This window comes from Kroppenstedtia guangzhouensis (assembly GCF_014637345.1).
Classification (GTDB): Bacteria; Bacillota; Bacilli; order Thermoactinomycetales; family DSM-45169; genus Kroppenstedtia; species Kroppenstedtia guangzhouensis.
In genome coordinates, this window is sequence record NZ_BMEX01000015.1 from 38303 (window position 1) to 58131 (window position 19829).

Annotated in this window: 18 protein-coding genes; 6 read left to right on the forward strand and 12 right to left on the reverse strand. The window is 52.4% G+C overall.

Features of this window, described 5'->3' with window-relative positions; genetic code table 11:
- Positions 1 to 77: 77 nt before the first annotated feature.
- Positions 78 to 1553, reverse strand: coding sequence for a sodium:solute symporter family protein (locus IEV46_RS14565; protein ID WP_188433275.1), 1476 nt, complete (start codon positions 1551 to 1553; stop codon positions 78 to 80).
- Between the two features lie 261 nt (positions 1554 to 1814).
- Between IEV46_RS14565 and IEV46_RS14570 the strand changes: the two genes are divergently transcribed.
- Positions 1815 to 2693 (forward strand): YdcF family protein, encoded by an 879-nt coding sequence (locus IEV46_RS14570; protein ID WP_188433276.1) that lies wholly within the window; start codon positions 1815 to 1817, stop codon positions 2691 to 2693.
- Between the two features lie 211 nt (positions 2694 to 2904).
- Here IEV46_RS14570 and IEV46_RS14575 read toward each other — a convergent pair whose 3' ends face one another.
- Both IEV46_RS14575 and IEV46_RS14580 read right to left on the reverse strand, forming a co-directional pair.
- Positions 2905 to 3696, reverse strand: coding sequence for a TatD family hydrolase (locus tag IEV46_RS14575; RefSeq protein WP_188433277.1), 792 nt, complete (start codon positions 3694 to 3696; stop codon positions 2905 to 2907).
- 5 nt (positions 3697 to 3701) lie between these two features.
- Entirely contained in the window at positions 3702 to 4154 is a 453-nt protein-coding gene (locus tag IEV46_RS14580) for a DUF309 domain-containing protein (RefSeq protein ID WP_229736138.1), read from the reverse strand.
- A gap of 86 nt (positions 4155 to 4240) precedes the next feature.
- On the opposite strand from IEV46_RS14580, the gene IEV46_RS14585 reads away from it, so the two are divergent.
- Positions 4241 to 4477 (forward strand): DUF1128 domain-containing protein, encoded by a 237-nt coding sequence (locus tag IEV46_RS14585; protein ID WP_188433278.1) that lies wholly within the window; start codon positions 4241 to 4243, stop codon positions 4475 to 4477.
- 24 nt (positions 4478 to 4501) lie between these two features.
- Here the strand turns inward: IEV46_RS14585 and IEV46_RS14590 are convergent, their stop codons facing one another.
- The 8 genes from IEV46_RS14590 to pdhA all read right to left on the reverse strand — a co-directional run bounded on the left by IEV46_RS14590 (position 4502) and on the right by pdhA (position 13347).
- A complete protein-coding gene (locus tag IEV46_RS14590) occupies positions 4502 to 4897 on the reverse strand; it encodes an acyl-CoA thioesterase (protein WP_188433279.1) in 396 nt (131 codons plus the stop codon).
- A gap of 62 nt (positions 4898 to 4959) precedes the next feature.
- Positions 4960 to 5577: an ATP-binding cassette domain-containing protein gene (locus IEV46_RS14595; RefSeq protein ID WP_188433280.1), complete on the reverse strand. Its 618-nt coding sequence runs from the start codon at positions 5575 to 5577 to the stop codon at positions 4960 to 4962.
- 3 nt (positions 5578 to 5580) lie between these two features.
- Complete coding sequence (locus IEV46_RS14600; RefSeq protein ID WP_188433281.1) at positions 5581 to 7755, reverse strand: bacteriocin-associated integral membrane family protein; 2175 nt, start codon at positions 7753 to 7755, stop codon at positions 5581 to 5583.
- Between the two features lie 130 nt (positions 7756 to 7885).
- Positions 7886 to 8368: a lactococcin 972 family bacteriocin gene (locus IEV46_RS14605; RefSeq protein WP_229736140.1), complete on the reverse strand. Its 483-nt coding sequence runs from the start codon at positions 8366 to 8368 to the stop codon at positions 7886 to 7888.
- Between the two features lie 212 nt (positions 8369 to 8580).
- Entirely contained in the window at positions 8581 to 9996 is a 1416-nt protein-coding gene (lpdA, locus tag IEV46_RS14610) for a dihydrolipoyl dehydrogenase (protein ID WP_188433282.1), read from the reverse strand.
- Position 9997: 1 nt separating this feature from the next.
- Positions 9998 to 11269, reverse strand: a complete 1272-nt coding sequence (locus IEV46_RS14615) for a dihydrolipoamide acetyltransferase family protein (RefSeq protein ID WP_188433283.1) — start codon at positions 11267 to 11269, stop codon at positions 9998 to 10000.
- A gap of 21 nt (positions 11270 to 11290) precedes the next feature.
- Positions 11291 to 12271 carry an alpha-ketoacid dehydrogenase subunit beta gene (locus IEV46_RS14620; RefSeq protein WP_188433284.1) on the reverse strand — a complete coding sequence of 327 codons (981 nt, stop codon included), beginning with the start codon at positions 12269 to 12271 and terminating at the stop codon, positions 11291 to 11293.
- Between the two features lie 2 nt (positions 12272 to 12273).
- A complete protein-coding gene (pdhA, locus tag IEV46_RS14625) occupies positions 12274 to 13347 on the reverse strand; it encodes a pyruvate dehydrogenase (acetyl-transferring) E1 component subunit alpha (RefSeq protein WP_373284628.1) in 1074 nt (357 codons plus the stop codon).
- Between the two features lie 666 nt (positions 13348 to 14013).
- Between pdhA and mnmL the strand changes: the two genes are divergently transcribed.
- The 3 genes from mnmL to IEV46_RS14640 all read left to right on the forward strand — a co-directional run bounded on the left by mnmL (position 14014) and on the right by IEV46_RS14640 (position 17429).
- Entirely contained in the window at positions 14014 to 15021 is a 1008-nt protein-coding gene (mnmL, locus tag IEV46_RS14630) for a tRNA modification radical SAM protein MnmL/YtqA (RefSeq protein ID WP_373284626.1), read from the forward strand.
- Positions 15018 to 15599, forward strand: a complete 582-nt coding sequence (gene mnmM / locus IEV46_RS14635; protein WP_188433286.1) for a tRNA 5-(aminomethyl)-2-thiouridylate-methyltransferase MnmM — start codon at positions 15018 to 15020, stop codon at positions 15597 to 15599. Before mnmL ends, mnmM begins: the two co-directional genes overlap by 4 nt.
- 261 nt (positions 15600 to 15860) lie before the next feature.
- Entirely contained in the window at positions 15861 to 17429 is a 1569-nt protein-coding gene (locus IEV46_RS14640; RefSeq protein ID WP_188433287.1) for a protein kinase domain-containing protein, read from the forward strand.
- Between the two features lie 111 nt (positions 17430 to 17540).
- Here the strand turns inward: IEV46_RS14640 and IEV46_RS14645 are convergent, their stop codons facing one another.
- The gene (locus IEV46_RS14645) at positions 17541 to 17915 is read right to left on the reverse strand and encodes a S1 RNA-binding domain-containing protein (RefSeq protein WP_188433288.1); all 375 of its coding nucleotides are present in this window, start codon (positions 17913 to 17915) and stop codon (positions 17541 to 17543) included.
- Positions 17916 to 18124: 209 nt separating this feature from the next.
- Between IEV46_RS14645 and pckA the strand changes: the two genes are divergently transcribed.
- The gene (gene pckA, locus IEV46_RS14650; RefSeq protein WP_188433289.1) at positions 18125 to 19702 is read left to right on the forward strand and encodes a phosphoenolpyruvate carboxykinase (ATP); all 1578 of its coding nucleotides are present in this window, start codon (positions 18125 to 18127) and stop codon (positions 19700 to 19702) included.
- Positions 19703 to 19829: the final 127 nt, after the last annotated feature.

Below are 19829 nucleotides of genomic sequence, written 5' to 3' on the forward strand. Positions count from 1 at the left end.
CCCATCATTTGTGAAGAGGGGGACGGCGGGACAGCTCGATCTCTTGCCAACAGCCCATAGCGAGACTGAGACTTCAGTCACCAAACATTCCGTTCCTTCAAGGCCCGGTGCAAATACCCGAGGAAACGGTCCGCCGCATCCCGGGGAGGACGGGTCGCCAAGCTCACCACAATAAACAGAGCCATAGAGATCGTCAATCCCCAAACACCGGAAGCTTGTCCCAACCACCGGGCCTGGGTCCACTCCAGGCCGATCACCAGCAAGCCTCCCCCAATCACACTGGCCAACACACCGGAGGCTGTTCCCCGTCTCCACAAAAACGCCCCCAGGATGGCCGGAACCAACACCAGCAATCCTGCCGAGGAGGCGACAGCCAGCACCGCAATCAGATTCAACTTCAGACTGGCAAAGGCGTAGGCCAAGACCGCGATCACAGGAATTACGATTTTTCCCACCAGCAGCTGTTTATCCACATCGGCTTTTTTCTGCACGTTTCCATAAAGATCCCTGGCGAACAGAGAGGAGAGGGTCAACAGGATCGAGTCCACAGTGGAGATGGCCGCCGCCATAATCCCCACCATCACCACTACGGCCAAGATCGGAGGAACCAAATCCGATGCGAGCAACCGAGGGGTGGCCAGATCGGGGGATGAGAGGGACGGAAAATGGACCGCCGCCGAAAATCCCCACAGCACCGCCACCAGGGTGTACAGGAATCCGAATATGAGAAAAATAATCAGCATTCGACGCATCTCTCCCAGATTTTTCGGCATGAACATCCGCTGACTCACCTGGGGATTGGAAATGCTGAAAAAAAACCAAGGCAGGGTGAGCCCGATAAAAGTACTGATGTTAAAAAAGCCATTGCCCGGCACCGCCAGCAACTCCGGTTTCCTCTCTCCCAGCGTGCCGAAAAAGCTATTGAATCCACCCAGGCCATCAATTACGATCCATACCACCCATGTGGCGGTGATGATCATCACCAGCGCCTGAAAAGCGTCGGTCCAAGCCACTGAACGCATCCCGGCAATCCAGGATAGGAGCACCGCCAGTGCCGTTGCCAGAACTGCTCCTGTCGTGAAGGAAATACCTCCCCCGGTCATTCCTTCCAATAGATACCCCACTCCTGCCAATTGAACTGCGCTGTAAGGGATCAGGAACAGACAACTGGCAACAGCGGTCACAGCAGCAACCGCCCGGCTTCCATAGCGATCCCCCAACATCTCCGAGGGAGTCACATAGCCGAATCGTTTCCCCACCAACCAGAACCTGGGGCCAAAAAATGCGAACAGAACCATACCCGACAGGTAAATCAGTTCAAAGCCGAGAGCTCCCACCCCTCCCTGATAAGTCAGGCCGGCCAGCCCCACCAGCATGAAGGCACTGAAGGTGGTAGCACTGTAACTCAAGGCGGCCACTCCGCCTCCGAGGGAGCGTCGGGCCAGAAAGTAGTCGGACAGCGAGATCGCTTTGCCGCTCCGGACCATATAAGCGATCAGGAGTGAGAGGAGAACATACAGGGCGATCCCCCACCAAACATAAACGGAATTCATCGGGGATCCCTCCACCGGGATGCAATCCAAATATTCACCAATATAGCGGACACGGCAAAAACGATCCAAAACAGGAAGGCACCCGTCCACGAATAGGTTTGGTTTAAAAGGGTATAAGGCACTCCGTACGCCGATATGATTAAGCTGATGATCAACAACAACACCCATCGACGTGGATTCACTCTATTCACCTCTTTTGCGGGATGGAATCATTTGATATAGTGAGCATGTTCAACACTATGATTTGAAGAGGAGATTTCTGTGAACATCCGGATCAGTCCCTTGGCTGCCGCTCGGTTGAACATCCTTCTCCATTGGGAAGGAGAGGGAGAACATCTGGCCGTCCGGTTGGTTCCGCTCACTTCCGGATGCGGAACTTCTTCCTTCACCCTGGAGCTGACCGAGGTGAGACCCGACGATCTCGTCATCTGGGCGGAAGGGGTCCCGTTTACCTGTCCAAAATCGGAAAAAACGTGGCTGAACAGACCACTTTTCCATCCATCATCCCCATCCCCCCTCCCGCGGAGGCTGCTGTCTTCCAAAATCCAACCCAAGCTGAAAGGAGAGCAGGAAAACGTGATCTCATGGTTGATCGCGATTGGCGTGGGAATCGCAGGATCCTTTGGATATTTCTTGTGGATCCGGGTCTCCACCTTTGATGGAAAAAGGTTTGTGCCCATCCCCAGACAAGGAGCGATCATACTGGGCGCCTCCCTGGAGGGCCACCGGCCAAGTCCCGCATTGAAGGAGAGGCTGGCCCAAGCCCTGGAGCTGTATCAGCGTGATTTGGCACCCATCCTGATCCTGTCCGGCGGTTCTCCCCGGGGAAGCATTCCCGAAGCTCTCGTGATGATGGAATATCTGGTGGAACGGGGTGTCCGGAAACAGGATCTGATTTTAGAAGACCGTTCCACGAATACTGCGGAAAACCTGATCCATTCCAGGAAGGTACTTTTCAGTCACGACATCCAGGACGTCTATCTGGTGACCCACGATTTCCATATGTACCGAGCGATCCGTTGCGCCCGCCGGGCGAAGCTCTCTGTCACCCCGGCCCCTGTTGCCAGCCGATCCCTCTGGATGCCTTATCATAAGACCCGGGAGTGCCTGGCACTCATCAAAGATTATTTTGTAAATTGAAAGGCCTTGGAACCGGGCGGCCATAACCATATTCATTTTACTGATTTCGATTCCATGGGGAAAGTCTCAATGATCTCCAGTCACAACAAATATCCCCCTTTGACCATACCAAGGGATTTTGTATATTGCCAACTTCCTGCCTTCGTGCGTTCTTGGACCGTCGGGGTTGGGTTTCACATTTCGGCGCAAGTTTTTAGCCGACACGCCTGCTTCAACGGTCCCATCCAAACAGCCGGGAAGCGTTGGCCGTGGTCTGTCTGGCCAGTTGCGGGAGGGAAATCTTTTTGATTTGGGACACGGCCTCCGCCGTACGTCGCACCCAGGCCGGCTCGGCGGGATGTCCACAGAAGGGGCCGCTGTAGCTCCAGGGGGCATCGGTCTCCAGCAACAGGGAAGAGTCCGGGATGTGCCGCACCAACTCCCGATCCCGTTGCCGGTAGCACACCTCAGGAGTGACCGATACATAATAACCCGCCCCGACGATAGCGTTCACCACCGGTGCAGGTGCTTTCAGCCAATGAAAAACCGCCTTTCGCACACGATAAGTCTGAAGCATGCGGAAGACTGTCTCCGCCCTATCATGAACAGCGTGAAGAAGAACAGGCAAGTCCAACTCCACTGCTGTCTGCAAAAAGCGTTCCAACACGCTGAGATGTTCCGGATCCGGTGCCTCTTTCCTTTCCTCCGGAGACAGGGAGTACCAGGGAAGTCCCACCTCCCCCACCCCACAGAGTGAATCACGATGCTCCCGGATCTGGCGGAGAACGATCTTTACTTGTGCCCAGTCCACCGGTTGCTCCGGATGATAACCGAAAGCAACTTCCATAAAATCCGGGTGTTCCTGTTTCAACCGCAACAGTTTCACCCCTGATTTCCCGTCGCTTCCCACTCCCACCGCCCGGACCACCCCCGCTAAACGGGCACGGCTGAGGAGATCCGGCCATTCTTCCAAGGAAATCTGGTCCCCGTGAACATGGGTATCCACCAACTCCATGGGTCCCATCGTGCTCACTCCCCTCTCTTCCCGGTTTTTCCCCTTTGTTCGATCCGGACTTCCCGTCCCATCGCCTCCACCCGCTCCTGCAACAACGGATCCAACACCCGGATGTCCAGGTGTTGTTCGGGGAAGGGAGGCTCCTTTAACTCTTCCAAAACATCTAGACGGGCTCGTGCATCCTGGCGGAAAGCCGCCAGATCGATCCCCAGGGCATCCTCCGGCTGGTACTCCAATTTACCCAGGGCCCCCCGAAACAGTTTCCTGGCCCCGTTCACATTGCCGTTTCGATGATGATACAACGCCACCGCCACCTGCAGCAGCCCCTGATAGAGCGGATCCCTCCCCTCTTCCATCCACAGCTCTTCCAGAACCTCATGGCATTCATAATAGTCCCGATCTCCATTGAAATGGTGAATAAACTTGACAAACAGCGGCGAATATCTACGGTCGTCAACGGGCTGCAACCGGACCCCTCCTTTTTTCCAGTCATCGGTACCGGGTGAATTTTCCGATTCAATCCTATAAAATAATAGCAGAGAGGAGCGATGGGATGAACCTGGATGAAGCGACCCGGGAAAACTTGAATCGGATGATCGAGTCGATCAAGAACCACCTGAATCTGGTCAACGCCTCCCTGATCCGTCCGGAAGATTACAGTTTGGAAGATTATGATGAAATCCGGGACTTGTTTGAGATGACCGAGAAGAAGAAAGGCAAGTTTACCATGATGGAGCTGGAAGGCATTCTCGAAGAACTCGGCGACCTGAGAAAAAACAGCCGAGGCTGAAAAAACCGCCTGTCGGCGGTTTTTTCATACAGAGAAATGTCGGGCCAGCTCTGTCGGAACCGGCACGCTTTTCCGCGTCTTCAAATCGATGGTGACACTGACCACCTCCGCATCGGCCACCCGCTCTCCCTGTTCATTTTCAATGATGTGTTCCAGTACATAGCTGGTGCGTCCCACTTTCAGAGGCCGGGTCTTGATGGTCAGGTGTTGGCCCAGCAAGGCTTCTTTGCGATAGTTGATATTAATATTGACGGTCACAGTACCGACGTTCATCTCCGTGAACCGGTCAAAGGGAAGTTCCGCCTTGTTATACCAGTCTTCCCGTCCCCACTCCATATACTCCAGATATTTTGCGTTGTTCACATGACCCATGACGTCAATCTCCGTCGGACGCACCTCAATCTCAATCGCTGTCTCCACTCCGTCCTCTCCCTTCCCCCTGAACAGGATTTGCGGTTATTCTACCATTCTTCCGTGATGGTCTACAACGCCAACCGCTCCGGTGCCCGGCGGGCAAGCTGTAAATCATGGGTCACCAGCAGCACCGTTTTCCCTTGGATATGTAACTCCTCCAATAGCGAAAAAATATGATCCGCATTTTTCGTGTCCAGATTTCCCGTGGGCTCATCAGCAAAAATATAGCGGCTGTCTTTGGCAATCATCCGTGCAAAGGCCACGCGTTGCTGCTCACCCCCGCTCAATGCGTATACCTTCTTCTTCTCAACCCCTTTTAAACCGACGCGCTCCAAGGATTCGGCAATAATCCGTCCCCGATCGTCCCCTTTTTGATAGCGCAAAGCAATCCGGATATTCTCTTCCACCGTTTCATTGGGTATTAAGGCGTAGTTTTGAAAGAGATAGCCGATCGTGTGCCGGCGCAACATCATTTTCTCCCGTTTGCCCGGGTTCGTTTTACCCGCAATGGTGATCTCACCAGCATCCGGTTTTTCCAGCAAGCTGAGCATATTTAAAAGGGTCGTTTTGCCCGCTCCGCTCTCCCCGGTGATCGCTAAAAAGGAACCCTCCTCCACGCGTAAATGGTAATCGGCAAACAAGGTACGTCCACCCAATATTTTTGTAATCCCTTTGGCTTCAATCATCCCTTACAGCTCCTTCTTCAAGTTCTGATGGATGCGGTTCGTCAGGTACTTCACCAAGACGACACTGGCCCCGATGTTCAGCACGAGCATGGCCAGTGTGATCCACGTCAGCATCCCCAATTGCAGGAGGAATGACAGGCCCAGCAACAGGATGAAGATACATCCATGCATGACCATCAGCCCTTTGGTCAATGGATAAAAACCTTGTCCATGAAGATGCTGTACAAACAGCTTCAATTTGTTTTTGTGGAAATAACAAAGGGTGTAATAAAGACTGACGCTGAGGGCGGCGATCCCTAACGCCGCAATCACCAGAAGCAGGAACACCCTCGTGACAGACAGTTCCTGAATCATTTTCCCATAGGCATCATAGACAGACTCCACGCGTTGTAATGTGGAAGCATCATGGGCCGCGGCAATCGGGCTGATCCTCTGCATCGGATCATCTTCATCGGAATAAAAATAATAGGAACTGCCGAGATAACTCATATAAAATGAAGCGTCAAAACTGGCATTGTCGATGATCGCAATCGGGTCATGGATGAAATAATCACCCTCACCCTTTTCATTCGGATTAAACGTAAAATACGATTGATTATCTTTTACATAAATAATATGGACATCGAGATCCTCTTTCTTCATTTTGTTCAAAGGTTCGCCTTTTCCTTCACGATAAATATTTTCAACTTCAACCTTCTGAAAATAAAAATGTGAAATGAACTTCTCTTTGATCTCGGATTCTTTTTCCCGCAACGAAACCGGTACCAATAGATTTAATACGTTTTCGTCATCGATCAACTGTTCACGAATCGAGCCCTGCTCGCTCTCAATGGGGTTGTGCGCTAAGTAATTCAGATTGATCGTAATCGTTTTCCCACCAGGGTTCGTCCGAACATCTTCCCCTTCTTTTGTATTCAGATCATATGTATACACACCTTCATCGACCTCGGAGTAATTAGACGCGTCCATGAGGAAACCGTCCACTTTCTTATTCAAATCTTGGTATGCTTTTTTGACGGCCTGGTTTTGTTCATCTTGTACATGTTCACTCACCTGATCTTGGCCGATATATGTCGTCACCGTCTGATAAAGATTCTCTGTTTTCTCCCACACAGACAGATTTTCTTCAAAGCGGGCCAGTTCTTTATTCGTATCTTGCAAAAAGGAAAGTGCACCCACAAAAAAGGCGAGAAAGACGAGGTTTAATAGGAGGCTGGCACCCATCAACAGTTTATAGGGCTTTTTCCCTTTCAACCCCTCATATTCATCCCGGCTGGCGTACATCGATCGAATCAAAAGTGCACTGTAACCGGCAAAAAACAAAACAGACAAACTCACGGCCACTAAAAACAAGACCGTCATTTCAACCCCATTGAAGGGGGATCCTGTAAACATCGTGTAGCCAAAAAACGAGAGATAAGAAACCATCACCGCTGACACTAAAGCAGGCACCCATTTGCGCCATTGCGCCAATACGGTCGCTCCCCATGTATATCCGTTCAATTTCATGACCAGGATGTCACGCTTGCGATGAACGAGCTCAAATGTCATTGCACCTATAATGCTGATAAATAAAGCAAGCATTGTCAGCGTGACAATCGCAGATGTCTTGATCAGAGTTTCCGGTGCTATCCATGGCTGAAAGGTCACATCCATGATTTCGGTAGTAACCTGTTCTTCAGAAAATCGATCCAATATTTTTTGGATCTTATCCTGATCTTCTGTATCCAAGTAATAAACCCCATCGGAGGATGCCTGATTTTGATGATCCAGTAAAAACAGATTGATCTTGATTTGGGATTCCCCTGATGTAAACCTGCCCACTTGGGCGGGGCTGTCTGTCATCTTGGTGGAAATAAATTCACCTGAACCGGCAGCGGGCCAGGTTCCTTCGATCAAGCGAATCCGACCGTCCAACCTCGGATCGGTGGTAAATACTTGGATGTGCGTGGAATCCTTGTACGAATACTTTGCAATGCCCACCTCGTAATCTTTTGCAACTTCCTCGATAAAATGGTTGGGATTTTCTTTTCGTTTAAACTCCCCAAAACTCAACATCACCCCGGTACGTCCGTCATACAAAAGTTGATGAAATTTATATTGTTCAACCACTTGCGCAGACAAAAAAAGAATGAACACAAATAACAGCGTCGTCAAGGCGGCAAATACATTTTTCATATCGCTCCCAAGCTCCTTTTCAAGCGAAAATGCGGGAATGACATCATTCCCGCAAACGGTATTCACTTATCAGATTCCGTATTATGTAGACTTCGTTTATTCTATAACAGTCCACACTCCTTTAGCTGGATTATTTAAAGTTATAGTAGGCTTTGTTTGTTCCCCAGGTAGTCCACACTAATTTAGCTGTACTGAATGTATCCTTTGGCTTCCATCCTCCCGATTTATAATCTCCATTCCCATTAACAACAGAAGCATGCCCTTGCTTCGTGTAATGCTTATAGCTTGAATAAACATGTGCAACTAAGTTGATCCGCTTCTTCCCACGGATCCAATAGCCACCAGCTTTTTTTCCGCTCTCAATAGCAGGACTAACACCACCATCTTTACCGTCGCGATCACTCACTTCACTTTCAACTAAGCCATGAGATTCAGTAATAACTTCCATTCCTCCGTCTCCGTCAACTGCAGGATCCCCCGCTGCATTCACCGCCGACGCAAACGGGAATGTGAGTAATCCTGCAGCTGCCAGGCTCAGGGCTCCTTTTGTGATCATTGCTCTCATCAAATACCATTCCTTGTACATTTTAGTTTTGATTCCAGTTGAAATCATTTGTTACCAAAAACTCCATCTCTTTCTATTCGATTTTCACTTTAATTTATATTGTTTATATTTGTCAACATTTTTTCACTAAATAATTTAACCTCCTATCATCCCAATAACAAGTATCGATTCACTACTATGGGTAAGGTGATACTTGAAGATCTCAGTAAATTCATATCAAAAAAAGTTCCCGGGCGATTGCCCGGGAACTGCTTCTCAGTTTACTTATTCACCATGTGAATCGCGTTGCCCATGATTCCTTCGGCGGCTTCCATGAAGGTTTCCGGGAGGGTGGGGTGGGCGTGGATGGTAAGGGCGACATCTTCGACGTTGGCACCCATTTCCATGGCCAATACCACCTCGGAAATCAGGCTGGATGCTTCCGGTCCGACGATCTGTGCACCCAGAATCTGCTTCGTTTCCTTATCGGCGACGACTTGGAAGAAACCTTCGGCGGCGTCCAGGGAGAGGGCGCGGCCGTTGGCGGCAAAGGAGAAGCGGCTGACTTTGACGTCATAGCCCTGATCCTTCGCCTCTTTTTCGGTCAGTCCGGTGTAGGCCAGCTCCGGATCAGTGAAGATGACATAAGGCATCGCCCGGTAATCCACTTCGCTGGGCTGGCCGGCGAGGGCTTCAGCGGCCACTTTTCCTTCGTAGCTGGCCTTGTGGGCCAACATCGGTTGTCCAGCCACATCACCGATGGCAAAGATCTTGCTGTTTTTGGTACGCATCTGCCGATCTACGGGAATGATCCCTTTGTCATCGATATCGATCCCCGCCTGATCCAGACCCAATTCGTCGGTGTTGGGTTTGCGGCCGACAGCCACCATCACTTTATCCGCGGAGAAACTCTTCTCTTCTCCCTTCACCTCAGCAGTAACGGTGACACCTTCACCGGATTTGTCTGCGGATTGAACCTTGGCTCCGGTGACCACTTCAACTCCCAACTTTTTCAGACGGCGGTTCACCATGCGAACCATGGAGGGATCCACCCCGGGCAAGATACTGTCCATCCCTTCCAGTACAGTCACTCGAGTGCCCAGCTTGCTGTAGGCGGTTCCCAACTCGAGGCCGATGTAACCGCCGCCGACGACGATCAGTCTTTCCGGAATTTCCGTCAGCGACAAGGCTTCGGTGGAAGAGATGATCTTTTTCCCGTCAAATTTCAAGGATGGAATCTCCGAGGGGCGGGAACCGGTGGCGATGATGCAATGGTTAAACTGATAGGTGGTGCTGTTGCTCTCAGTGGCCACCTTGACCGTGTTCTCACCGGAGAAATAGACTTCCCCCCGAATCACTTCCACCTTATTCCTTTTGAGCAGGGAACTGACGCCGTCGGTCAGTTTTTTCACCACGCCGTCTTTCCACTTGATCGTATCGGCGAAGTTGATCTTCACCCCGTCCACTTCAATCCCCATGTGCTGCGAATGCTTCACCTTGTAAGCTTCATCGGCGGCATGGATCAAAGCCTTGGAAGGAATGCAGCCACGGTTGAGGCAGACTCCGCCCAGTTCAGCTTTGTCCACGAGGGTCACTTTTTTACCCAATTGGGCGGCCCGGATGGCGGCCACATATCCGCCAGGTCCACCACCGACGACAAGAACGTCGACTTCCGTCGCAAAATCTCCAACTACCATGTTAATTCATCTCCATCATCAAGAGTTTTGGGTTCTCCAGCAACTCTTTGACACGATTCAGGAATCGAGCCGCCACATCGCCGTCGATCAGCCGGTGGTCGATGGACAAGGATACGTTCATGATCGGGCGAACCACAACTTCACCATCCACAGCCACCGGACGCTCAACCATCTTGCCCATACCGAAGATGGCCACTTCCGGATAATTGATAATCGGGGTGAAGAATTGTCCGCCGAAAGAGCCGATGTTCGTAATGGTGAAGGTGCTGCCCTTCAACTCTTCCACTCCCGCTTTCCGGTCGCGGGTACGTGTCGTCACATCCTTGATCGCCTCTGCCAGCTGGAAGATGGACTTGCGGTCCACATCCCGGATGACCGGAACCACCAGGCCGTCTTCAGTGGCGGTGGCGATTCCCATATGGTAATACCTCTTTATGATAATCTGTTCATTTTCCTCGTCAAGGGAGGCGTTCAGATAGGGGAACTCCCGAAGTGCCGCAGTCAGGGCCTTGATGACGAAAGGCAGATAGGTCAATTTAATCCCCCGCTGCTCAGCCATCGGTTTCGCCCATTTGCGCATTTCGATCAGTTCAGAGGCGTCCACTTCATCCATCACCGTGACATGGGGAGCCGTATACATGCTCTGGGCCATGCGCTTAGCGATGGTGCGGCGCATGCCCCGGAGCGGGATCCGCTCCTCATCCCCCTCTGGGATGACCGGAGCCGATTGTTTTTTCGCCTCCGTCTGTTCCGCTTGGGATGGGGCAACGGCGGTCGGTTCCGGTTTGGCTCCGCCGCTCTGGAAGGCTTCCAAATCTTCAAAGGTAACCCGGCCGTTTTTACCCGTCCCTTCCACCTCGGTGATGTCGATCCCCAATTCCCGGGCTTTTTTGCGGACAGAAGGCATGGCCAACACTTGCTTGCCGGATTTATCACCGCCGACACCGGCCGGTTTTGCTGCTGTGGTTGCACCTTCCCCGCGGGGTGACGCTTTTTCTTCCGACTGACTTTCTGCAGGTTCGGCAGCCTCTTCCTTTCCGGTGTCAAAAACAGCCAGGACGGAGCCGACCTCCAGGATTTCCCCTTCCTTGGCGTTCAGCTTGGTGACCGTACCGGACACGGGCACGGGAATTTCCACCACGGCTTTGTCCGTCTGCACTTCTGCAAGGACATCGTCTTCTTGAACGGTGTCCCCTTCTTTCACGTGAAACTTCACGATCTCGCCTTCATGGATCCCTTCTCCCACATCAGGCAATTTAAATTCGTAGGCCACTTTTGAAACCCCCTTCCTGAATCAGAAATCCAACGTTTTGTAAATGCCGGCACAAACCCGTTCCACTGTGGGCAGCCATTCGTCCTCGATCGCGGTCAGCGGGTAGGGGGTGTCAAACCCAGTCACCCGCACCACCGGCGCTTCCAGTGAGAGGATCGCCTCCTCATGGATCCGTGCGGACAGTTCGGCGCCAACCCCGCCGGTCTGAGCCGCTTCGTGAACGATGACGGCACGGTGAGTCTTTTGAACGGATTGGATGATCGTATCCAAGTCGAAGGGGGAAATCGTCCGCAAATCGATCACTTCCACTTGGACCCCCCGCTCTTTCTCCGCCTGTGCCGCCGCTTTTTCACACAGGGGCACCATGGCGCCGTAGGCGATCAGGGTGACGTCCGCCCCTTCTTTTACCACATGGGCTTTGCCCAGGGGCACAGTGTAGGCTTCTTCTGGGACCTCAGCTTTGACAGAACGGTACAGCTTCATCGGCTCATAAAAGATGACCGGATCATCATCGCGAATAGCGGAGATCAACAGGCCCTTCGCATCGTAGGGATTGCTGGGTACCACCACTTTGACACCGGGACTGTGCAGGAAGAGAGCTTCCAGACTGTCCGAGTGCATCTCCGGCGTCTTCACTCCGCCGCCGTATGGAACCCGGATTGTGATCGGTACATTGAACCGGCCGCCGGAACGCATGCGGAGGCGGGCCGCTTGGGTAGAAATCTGATCCATGCATTCATAGACAAAGCCGGCAAACTGAATTTCCGGCACCGGGCGGAACCCTTGGGAAGCCAGGCCGATCGCTGTTCCGATGATGGCCGACTCCGCCAGCGGGGTGTCAAAGGAACGCTTCTCACCGAAGGTCTGGTACAGATCGGCGGTGGCACGGAAGACTCCGCCGTTGACCCCCACATCTTCCCCCAGTACAACCACGCTTTCGTCCCGTTCCATCTCCACTCTCATCGCATCATTAATCGCTTTGATCAAGGTCATGGTGGCCATGGTTATTTGCCCTCCTTCCAGGAGAGGTATTCGTCTTTTTGTTTTTTCAGGATGGCCGGGGTTTCGGTGTATAGATCATCGATCAGATCGGCAACCGTCCCTTTGGGCATCTTTTCAACTTTCTTGATCGTCTCGCTCATCTCATCCATCAGTTTTTCCACAGTCTTTTCTTCCTCTTCGTCGGACCACAGGCCCTTCGATTCCAGATACTTCCGGAAACGATTCAGCGGATCCCGTTTGGAAGTCCAGGACTCTTCCTCTTCCTTGGTCCGGTAACGTCCCGGATCGTCTCCGGCCATGGTATGGGGCCCCATCCGGTAGGTGACCGCCTCGATCAGTGTCGGTCCTTCCCCTTTACGGGCCCGGTCAGCTGCTTCTTTGGTGACTTGATAGACGGCAAGAGCATCGTTTCCGTCCACCCGAACTCCTGTGATCCCATATGCCACCGCCTTTTGGGCGACGGTTTCGGACTTGGTCTGCTTGGAAAAAGGCACACTGATGGCGTATTGATTGTTCTGGCAGAAGAAAATCGAGTTGGAATTGTAGACACCGGCGAAATTGAGACCTTCGTGGAAGTCCCCTTCGGAGGTGGCCCCGTCACCGAAGAAGGCGATTGCCACCCGGTCTTCATCCCGCAAACGGTACGCCCACCCGGCTCCGGTGGCGTGAAGCACCTGGGCCGCAATGATGATTTGGGGTGGAAACATATTGACATCCTCCGGGATTTTCATCCCGTCGATCTGACCACGGGAATAGAGGAATGCCATCTCCATCGACATTCCGTGATACATGGAAGCACCCATGTCCCGGTAGCTGGGAAACAGCCAGTCCGACCTCTTGAGGGCGGCCATGGAAGCGATCTGACAAGCTTCCTGACCGGCCATCGGTGCGTAAAAACCGAGGCGGCCTTGACGGTTCAGCTTGATGGCACGACCGTCGTAGGCTCGAACCCTGAGCATCCAGCGGTAAATCTTTTTCAGTTCATCATCGGACAAATCCGGAGCTTGTCGGCCTTCAATGATTTCGCCCTTTTCGTCCAGTATTTGGAACATTTCCGGATCCTGCTTTAACTCCATCACTTTGGGCACGATGGATCCACCTCACTTTTTAAAGGTTTGCCCATGATTTTGGGCATCTCGGAAAACAGTTCATGTCATAGATTGCCTAAGTGGCACCTGAAGCATTCTGAAACCACGCAGAAAGCTTCCAGGAATCCGGGAGGATCACTGTCCCCCCTCGCAGGCAAAACCCACGAGACCCGACCGGTGAACCGAACAGGCTGTTCTAGCATTTGTTTTTCCGGTTAATCAACAACCCGGATACAAATCAAGCTTGCGCAATCCTTGACATATTGAAGCTTGAAAGCCGTTTCATCTGCATGATACACCTCCCCTACAACCCAGTCAACACCTTACCATCGTACTCCAACAACGCTTATATATAAGGATTAAACCGGACTATAACAGATGGGTACAGTTCATGAAAACAGTTGGTGGTACAGCGCTGGGACAGCATACCGAAAAAACCGCAACCACAGGGCCGCGGTTACCTCCTTTTCTGACAACCCGGATTGCTTAGAAGGCGTCCATTTTTGCTGCATATCCGGATTCAACCCCATCCATCCCATTTATGATGGAGAGGCTCCCTCACATATTTTCCCCGAAGAACGAAGATCAAACTTTGGATTGGCAATTTTGTTATACTTGGGAGTATGACATTGTTCAACAAAGGAAGGATGTATCATGAGCCGGATGGATGCCCCATCGCCGGAACCGATTCCTCTCTTTTGGGGGGATAAAAGATACCATACATGGAATCACCATTTGCGGAGCCATTTTGGGCATAAAGTGTTTAAAGTCCCGCTGGATGGCGGATTTACCTGTCCCAACCGGGACGGAACCGTTGCCGCCGGAGGTTGCACCTTCTGCAGCCCCCGCGGTTCAGGAGACTTCGCCGGCGACCGTCGTCAGGATTTGGTGAAACAATTTCACACGGTCCGGGACCGGATGCACCAAAAATGGCCAAAAGCCAAGTACATCGGCTATTTTCAAGCCTTCAGCAACACTTACGCCCCTGTGGATGTTCTCCGCCCAATGTATGAAGTGATATTGGAGCAACCCGATGTGGTGGGCCTTTCCATCGCCACCCGGCCCGACTGTCTTCCCGACGATGTGGTGGAACTGCTCGCCGAGCTGAACCAACGCACTTACTTATGGGTGGAGCTGGGGTTACAAACCATTCATGACTCCACCTCCAAGCTGATCAACCGGGGTCATGATTACGCCTGTTTTCTGGATGGAGTCGCCAAGCTTCGCCGGCACGGAATCCGAACCTGTGTCCATATCATCTATGGACTCCCCCGGGAATCCGTGGAGATGATGCTGGAGACAGCCAAAGCATGTGCAGCCATGGATATCCAAGGAATCAAAATTCACTCGCTCCATCTGTTGCGCAAGACCCCCATGGTGCGACAGTACAGGGAAGGACTTCTGCAATTGCTGGATCGGGACACCTATATCCGGTTGGTCGCCGACACTTTGGAGTTGCTACCGCCGGAGATGGTCATCCATCGTGTGACTGGGGACGGTCCTCCCGATCTGTTGATCGGCCCCCTGTGGAGTTCTAAGAAATGGGAAACATTGAATGCAATCGATGATGAATTAAAACAGCGCGGTTCATGGCAAGGGAAAAAATGGCCTCCCGGGATCACCTCCCTTCTCCCGCAGCGGAACCCGGGTGCTCATCCATGAGTCTGCCATCCACTCTCACCTTGGCCCACCATTTGGTGGAAGGAGTCTTGCATTCCGGCTCCCTCGCCGTCGACGCCACGGTGGGCAACGGAAAGGACACTCTCTTTCTCGCCCGGGCAGTAGGAGTTTCCGGGCAAGTCCATGGATTCGATATCCAGCAGGAAGCACTGGATCGGGCCGAAGAACGTCTTCGGGCAGCGGGTGTGGCAGAGAGGGTCAGACTTCACCGCAAGGGCCACCAGCAGATGGCGGAAACCCTGCCCCCCGACTGGAGAGGCAAAGTGCGGGCAGTCATGTTTAACCTCGGCTATCTCCCCGGGGGAAATCCGACTGTCATCACCCGCACCGACACCACTCTCCCAGCTTTGGAGCAATCCCTGGAGTGGCTGGCCCCCGGCGGAATTTTGACGGTAATGCTCTACACCGGTCACCCCGGCGGAAAAGAGGAAGCGGACCGGGTGCTGGAGGTTCTGAAAAAGTTGGACGCCCGCAGGTTTCGAACGGTGTGTTGCCAAACCCTGAACCGACGCCAAGCCCCCTTTCTGATAGCTGTTTCCAAATCGGGGAAAACTGTTTGACCCCTAAAAGTATGTGAAAAGCCGTTTAAAGGGAGGGTTGGAGTTTCACCTGAGTGATTTTGGCAGTTGAGAACAACAAAAAAATCATGTGAAACCCCATATCGACCCACCCGGCCAGCACTCATTATTCACATCACTTCCAATGTTTTTTGGCAAATATTATTTTTCAGCCCGACGGATCATGATAGAATCGTAATAATCGAGCCAGTGGCCGCCCCCACGGCCGGCCACGGCCGCTTTTTCCAAAGAAAGGTGATGCAAGTGGAAGGAAAGTGGTTGGGCGGCCGATATCAGATCCTTAAGCATGTGGGCGGTGGCGGAATGGCTGTCGTCTACAAGGCGATGGACACGGCTCTGGGCCGTCATGTTGCCGTAAAAGTGATGAATGACTCCCTCAGCCACGACGAAGATTTCATCCGGCGTTTTGATCGGGAAGCCCGGGCAGCGGGAAGTTTATCCCATCCCAATGTAGTCCATGTCTTTGATGTGGGCAGGGAAGGTCATATCCACTATATCGTCATGGAGTATATCGAAGGTGCTTCCCTGATGGATCTGATTCAGAAGAAAGGAAGGATCCCTGCAGAGGAAGCAGCCCAAATCGCCGCCCAGGTGTGCGACGGACTGGCCCACGCCCACGGAAAGGGCATTGTTCATCGGGATTTGAAGCCCCATAACGTCATGTGCACCCTGGATGGCCAGTATAAACTGGCCGATTTCGGTATCTCCCGAACAACCGGTTTATCCACAATCACCAAGACCGGGTTTGTGATGGGATCAGTTCACTATTTCTCACCGGAACAGGCCCGGGGCAATCAGGTGAGTGTCCGGTCGGATCTGTACTCCCTCGGGGTGACGTTATATGAGATGGTCACCGGTCGGCTCCCCTTTGACGGGGAGGAGGCCGTTGCCATCGCTTTGAAACACTTGCAAGAACCGGTGCCCGACCCCCGTTCCGTGGTACCCGATCTGCCGGAATCACTGTGTGCAGTGATCTTAAAAGCCATGGAAAAAGACCCGGAACAACGCTTTCAATCAGCCAAAGAGATGTCTGATGCCCTTCGTCAGCTTACAACTACAGGATATGAACCCCCGCAACAGGGAGAACCTCAAGCCTTGATCCAACCTGAAAAGCCCCGGTCAAAAAAGGGTTCCCCATCTCTTCGGAACCCAGAGAAGCGAAACACCCGGATGTCCCAGTCCCGCAATGGCCGCAAAAAGGGACAAAAGAAGAAATGGGTGGGCCTGGCAGTCGCAATTGTACTCTTATTGTCCTTATCTTATGGAATTTTCTCTTCCGGGCTGTTTGACACATCCGGCGGCCTGGTTGACGCTGAGGAACAGACGGATCCAACGGATCAGGAGAAGGACCGTCAAGCGGAGAAAGGCTCACAGGCGATCGATTCTCCAAGGGAAGATAAAGATGATGAAACCACCCCACCTACCACTTCGCAAAAGCTTTCCCCGTTAAATCCTGACGACAACGATTCCCGGGAAGAAAAGAAAGGATATGACTGGCAGAAAGAGTTTTGGGAGAACGGTCACCCTCGTTTCAACAATATTTCCTCCAGCGGGTCTGAAGGCGTATATCAGGTAACTGTGGAAACCGATTTGAGTCCGGAATTTTACTACGATGTGATCATCTTTGATACCCGAGGAGAAAGACAGGTGATCACACGTGCCACCGTCCCCACCCAAGGGAGGGGCAATGGGTTTAAGACGATTGATTTTCAAGTGAATGTTCCCGATGTACCCAGTAAAGGACTGGTGAAAATCCGATTGTACGGAGAAGGCGGAATCAAGGCCTACAAAATCCTGGAACGACGAGGGTAATATGTAAGGCACGCCCTTGGCGTGCCTTTTGTCTTGAAGACGGATACAAAAAAACACCTTCCGATCTGATGGGCCGGAAGATGTGTCATCTCGGGTGACGGATCTATGTTCTCAACGACCTTTTTTCTGCTTGGCCGCCAACGCACTCAGGCGCTCTTCACTGCTCTTCATCCACTTTTTCATCATGTCTTCAAAGTCTTGGGCGCCACCCCGGCCCCGTCCGCCACGACGTCCTCCCCGAGGACGGTCGTCGGTGAGAGCTTTGATCGACAGTGAAATCTTTCCGGATGAATCGATGGAAAGTACTTTTGCTTTGACCGTATCTCCAACAGTCAATTCGTCCTCCACTTTCTCGACGAACTTGCTGGAGATTTGAGAGATGTGAACCAGACCCGTCTCTCCGGTTTCCAGTTTGACGAAGGCGCCAAAGGGTTTGATGGCGACAACTTCGCCAGTCACGACGGATCCTTCCGCTAGCTGACTCATTCAAACACTCCCGCAATCATATTCATTCTGTATGAAGATAACACTTAATCAGGAGGAAGTCAATGGGCGGGCCGCCTGATCATCACACCTCTTTTTGGTTATAATCCATACGATTTAAACCAAAGGGGAAATGTGTTATACTTTTTCCGTCAGTAACCGGGGATATGCCCCCCCAATCAGTTACAAGATGTAAAGGAAAGGATGGACTGATGAGGACACATATGGACACCAACCATTCCATGAAACTCCAGTTGGATGGGGCCGTACACCGAAACCTGACCGCCCCCCGGCTGGTGGAAAAAGCATTGGAACGCGGGGAAGGAATTCTCACCAGCACTGGTGCCTTTCGAGCCGTCACGGGTAAATTTACCGGGCGCTCTCCCAAGGATAAATACCTGATTGAGGAGCCCAACATCCGGAATCAGATCGATTGGGGAGAAATCAACCGCCCCATGGATCCCGGAACATTTGAGCACCTGTTCCAACAGGTGAAGGATTACCTCAGGGAGCGGGAGGTATTTATTTTTGACGGTTATGCCGGTGCTGATTCCCGGTACCGCCTTCCCATCCGGGTGATCAACGAGTATGCTTGGCACAACCTTTTTGCCAGACAACTCTTTGTCCGTCCCACGAAGGAAGAGCTAAAAGAACATCAACCCCGGTTCACCGTGATCAGTGCGCCCGGAGTTCAGGCAAACCCGAAAGAGGACGGTACCCGTTCGGAAACATTTATCGCCGTCAGCCTGGAGCAGAGGGTGATTCTGATCGGTGGAACTGAGTATGCCGGTGAGATGAAAAAATCCGTCTTCAGTGTGATGAATTATCTGTTGCCTGAACAGAATGTCCTTCCCATGCACTGTTCCGCCAATATGGACAGCCATGGAAACACTGCTCTTTTCTTCGGACTTTCGGGAACCGGAAAGACTACCTTGTCCGCCGACCCCGAGCGGAGTCTGATCGGGGACGACGAGCACGGCTGGTCCGATGACGGCATCTTCAACATCGAAGGTGGTTGCTATGCCAAATGCATCGGCCTCTCCAAAGAGAAAGAGCCTCAGATCTGGGAGGCAATCCGGTTCGGGTCCGTATTGGAAAACGTGGTGGTTGACGACGACGGTCACGCCCACTATGACGACAGTTCCTTGACGGAAAACACCCGCGCCGCCTACCCGATTGAACACATCCCGTCAGCCAGGATCCCCGGTGTGGGTGGACATCCCGATGTGATTATTTTCCTGACAGCAGATGCTTTCGGCGTACTCCCCCCCATCGCCAAACTGACTCCCGAGCAAGCCATGTACCACTTTTTGTCAGGTTACACCAGTAAGCTGGCTGGAACGGAACGGGGGATCACCCAACCGGAAGCCACCTTCTCTACCTGTTTTGGCGCTCCCTTTCTACCTCGCCCCGCCAGTGTCTATGCAGAGATGCTCGGGGAAAAAATCGACCGCCACCGGGTTCGCGTCTATCTGGTGAACACCGGCTGGTCCGGCGGCCCCTACGGGGAAGGAGAGCGGATGAAACTTGCTTATACAAGGTCCATGGTTCGTTCCGCTCTGGACGGTTCCCTGGAAGAAGCCACCTACACTCCCGATCCGGTCTTTGGTATCCATGTTCCCGACCGGTGTCCCGGAGTTCCCTCCGAGGTCCTGCTTCCACGAAACACCTGGGCCGATCCCAAAGCTTACGATATCAAAGCCCGGGAACTGGCTCGCCGGTTCCGGGAAAACTTCGAGCGGTTTCCTGATGTAAGCGATATCATCCGTCAGGCCGGCCCGACGAAATAACGAAAGAAAAAATCCCTCTTCCATGGTCTTGACCCCGTCAAGTAGACAATGAAAAAAAGAACGGTTATGCGGCGACTTTTTCCCGATGCTCTACAGGGGAAAGGTCGCCCAATTTTTTCTGGAAACG

What these genes read in the sequence shown, in the direction of transcription:
- pckA (WP_188433289.1), top strand. Translation starts at nt 18,125, where the DNA reads ATGAGGACACATATGGACACCAACCATTCCATGAAACTCCAGTTGGAT.
- IEV46_RS14565 (WP_188433275.1), bottom strand. Translation starts at nt 1,553, where the DNA reads ATGAATTCCGTTTATGTTTGGTGGGGGATCGCCCTGTATGTTCTCCTC.
- IEV46_RS14575 (WP_188433277.1), bottom strand. Translation starts at nt 3,696, where the DNA reads ATGGGACCCATGGAGTTGGTGGATACCCATGTTCACGGGGACCAGATT.
- mnmL (WP_373284626.1), top strand. Translation starts at nt 14,014, where the DNA reads ATGAGCCGGATGGATGCCCCATCGCCGGAACCGATTCCTCTCTTTTGG.
- IEV46_RS14595 (WP_188433280.1), bottom strand. Translation starts at nt 5,577, where the DNA reads ATGATTGAAGCCAAAGGGATTACAAAAATATTGGGTGGACGTACCTTG.
- IEV46_RS14585 (WP_188433278.1), top strand. Translation starts at nt 4,241, where the DNA reads ATGAACCTGGATGAAGCGACCCGGGAAAACTTGAATCGGATGATCGAG.
- IEV46_RS14600 (WP_188433281.1), bottom strand. Translation starts at nt 7,755, where the DNA reads ATGAAAAATGTATTTGCCGCCTTGACGACGCTGTTATTTGTGTTCATT.
- lpdA (WP_188433282.1), bottom strand. Translation starts at nt 9,996, where the DNA reads ATGGTAGTTGGAGATTTTGCGACGGAAGTCGACGTTCTTGTCGTCGGT.
- IEV46_RS14605 (WP_229736140.1), bottom strand. Translation starts at nt 8,368, where the DNA reads ATGATTTCAACTGGAATCAAAACTAAAATGTACAAGGAATGGTATTTG.
- pdhA (WP_373284628.1), bottom strand. Translation starts at nt 13,347, where the DNA reads ATGGAGTTAAAGCAGGATCCGGAAATGTTCCAAATACTGGACGAAAAG.
- mnmM (WP_188433286.1), top strand. Translation starts at nt 15,018, where the DNA reads ATGAGTCTGCCATCCACTCTCACCTTGGCCCACCATTTGGTGGAAGGA.
- IEV46_RS14620 (WP_188433284.1), bottom strand. Translation starts at nt 12,271, where the DNA reads ATGGCCACCATGACCTTGATCAAAGCGATTAATGATGCGATGAGAGTG.
- IEV46_RS14645 (WP_188433288.1), bottom strand. Translation starts at nt 17,915, where the DNA reads ATGAGTCAGCTAGCGGAAGGATCCGTCGTGACTGGCGAAGTTGTCGCC.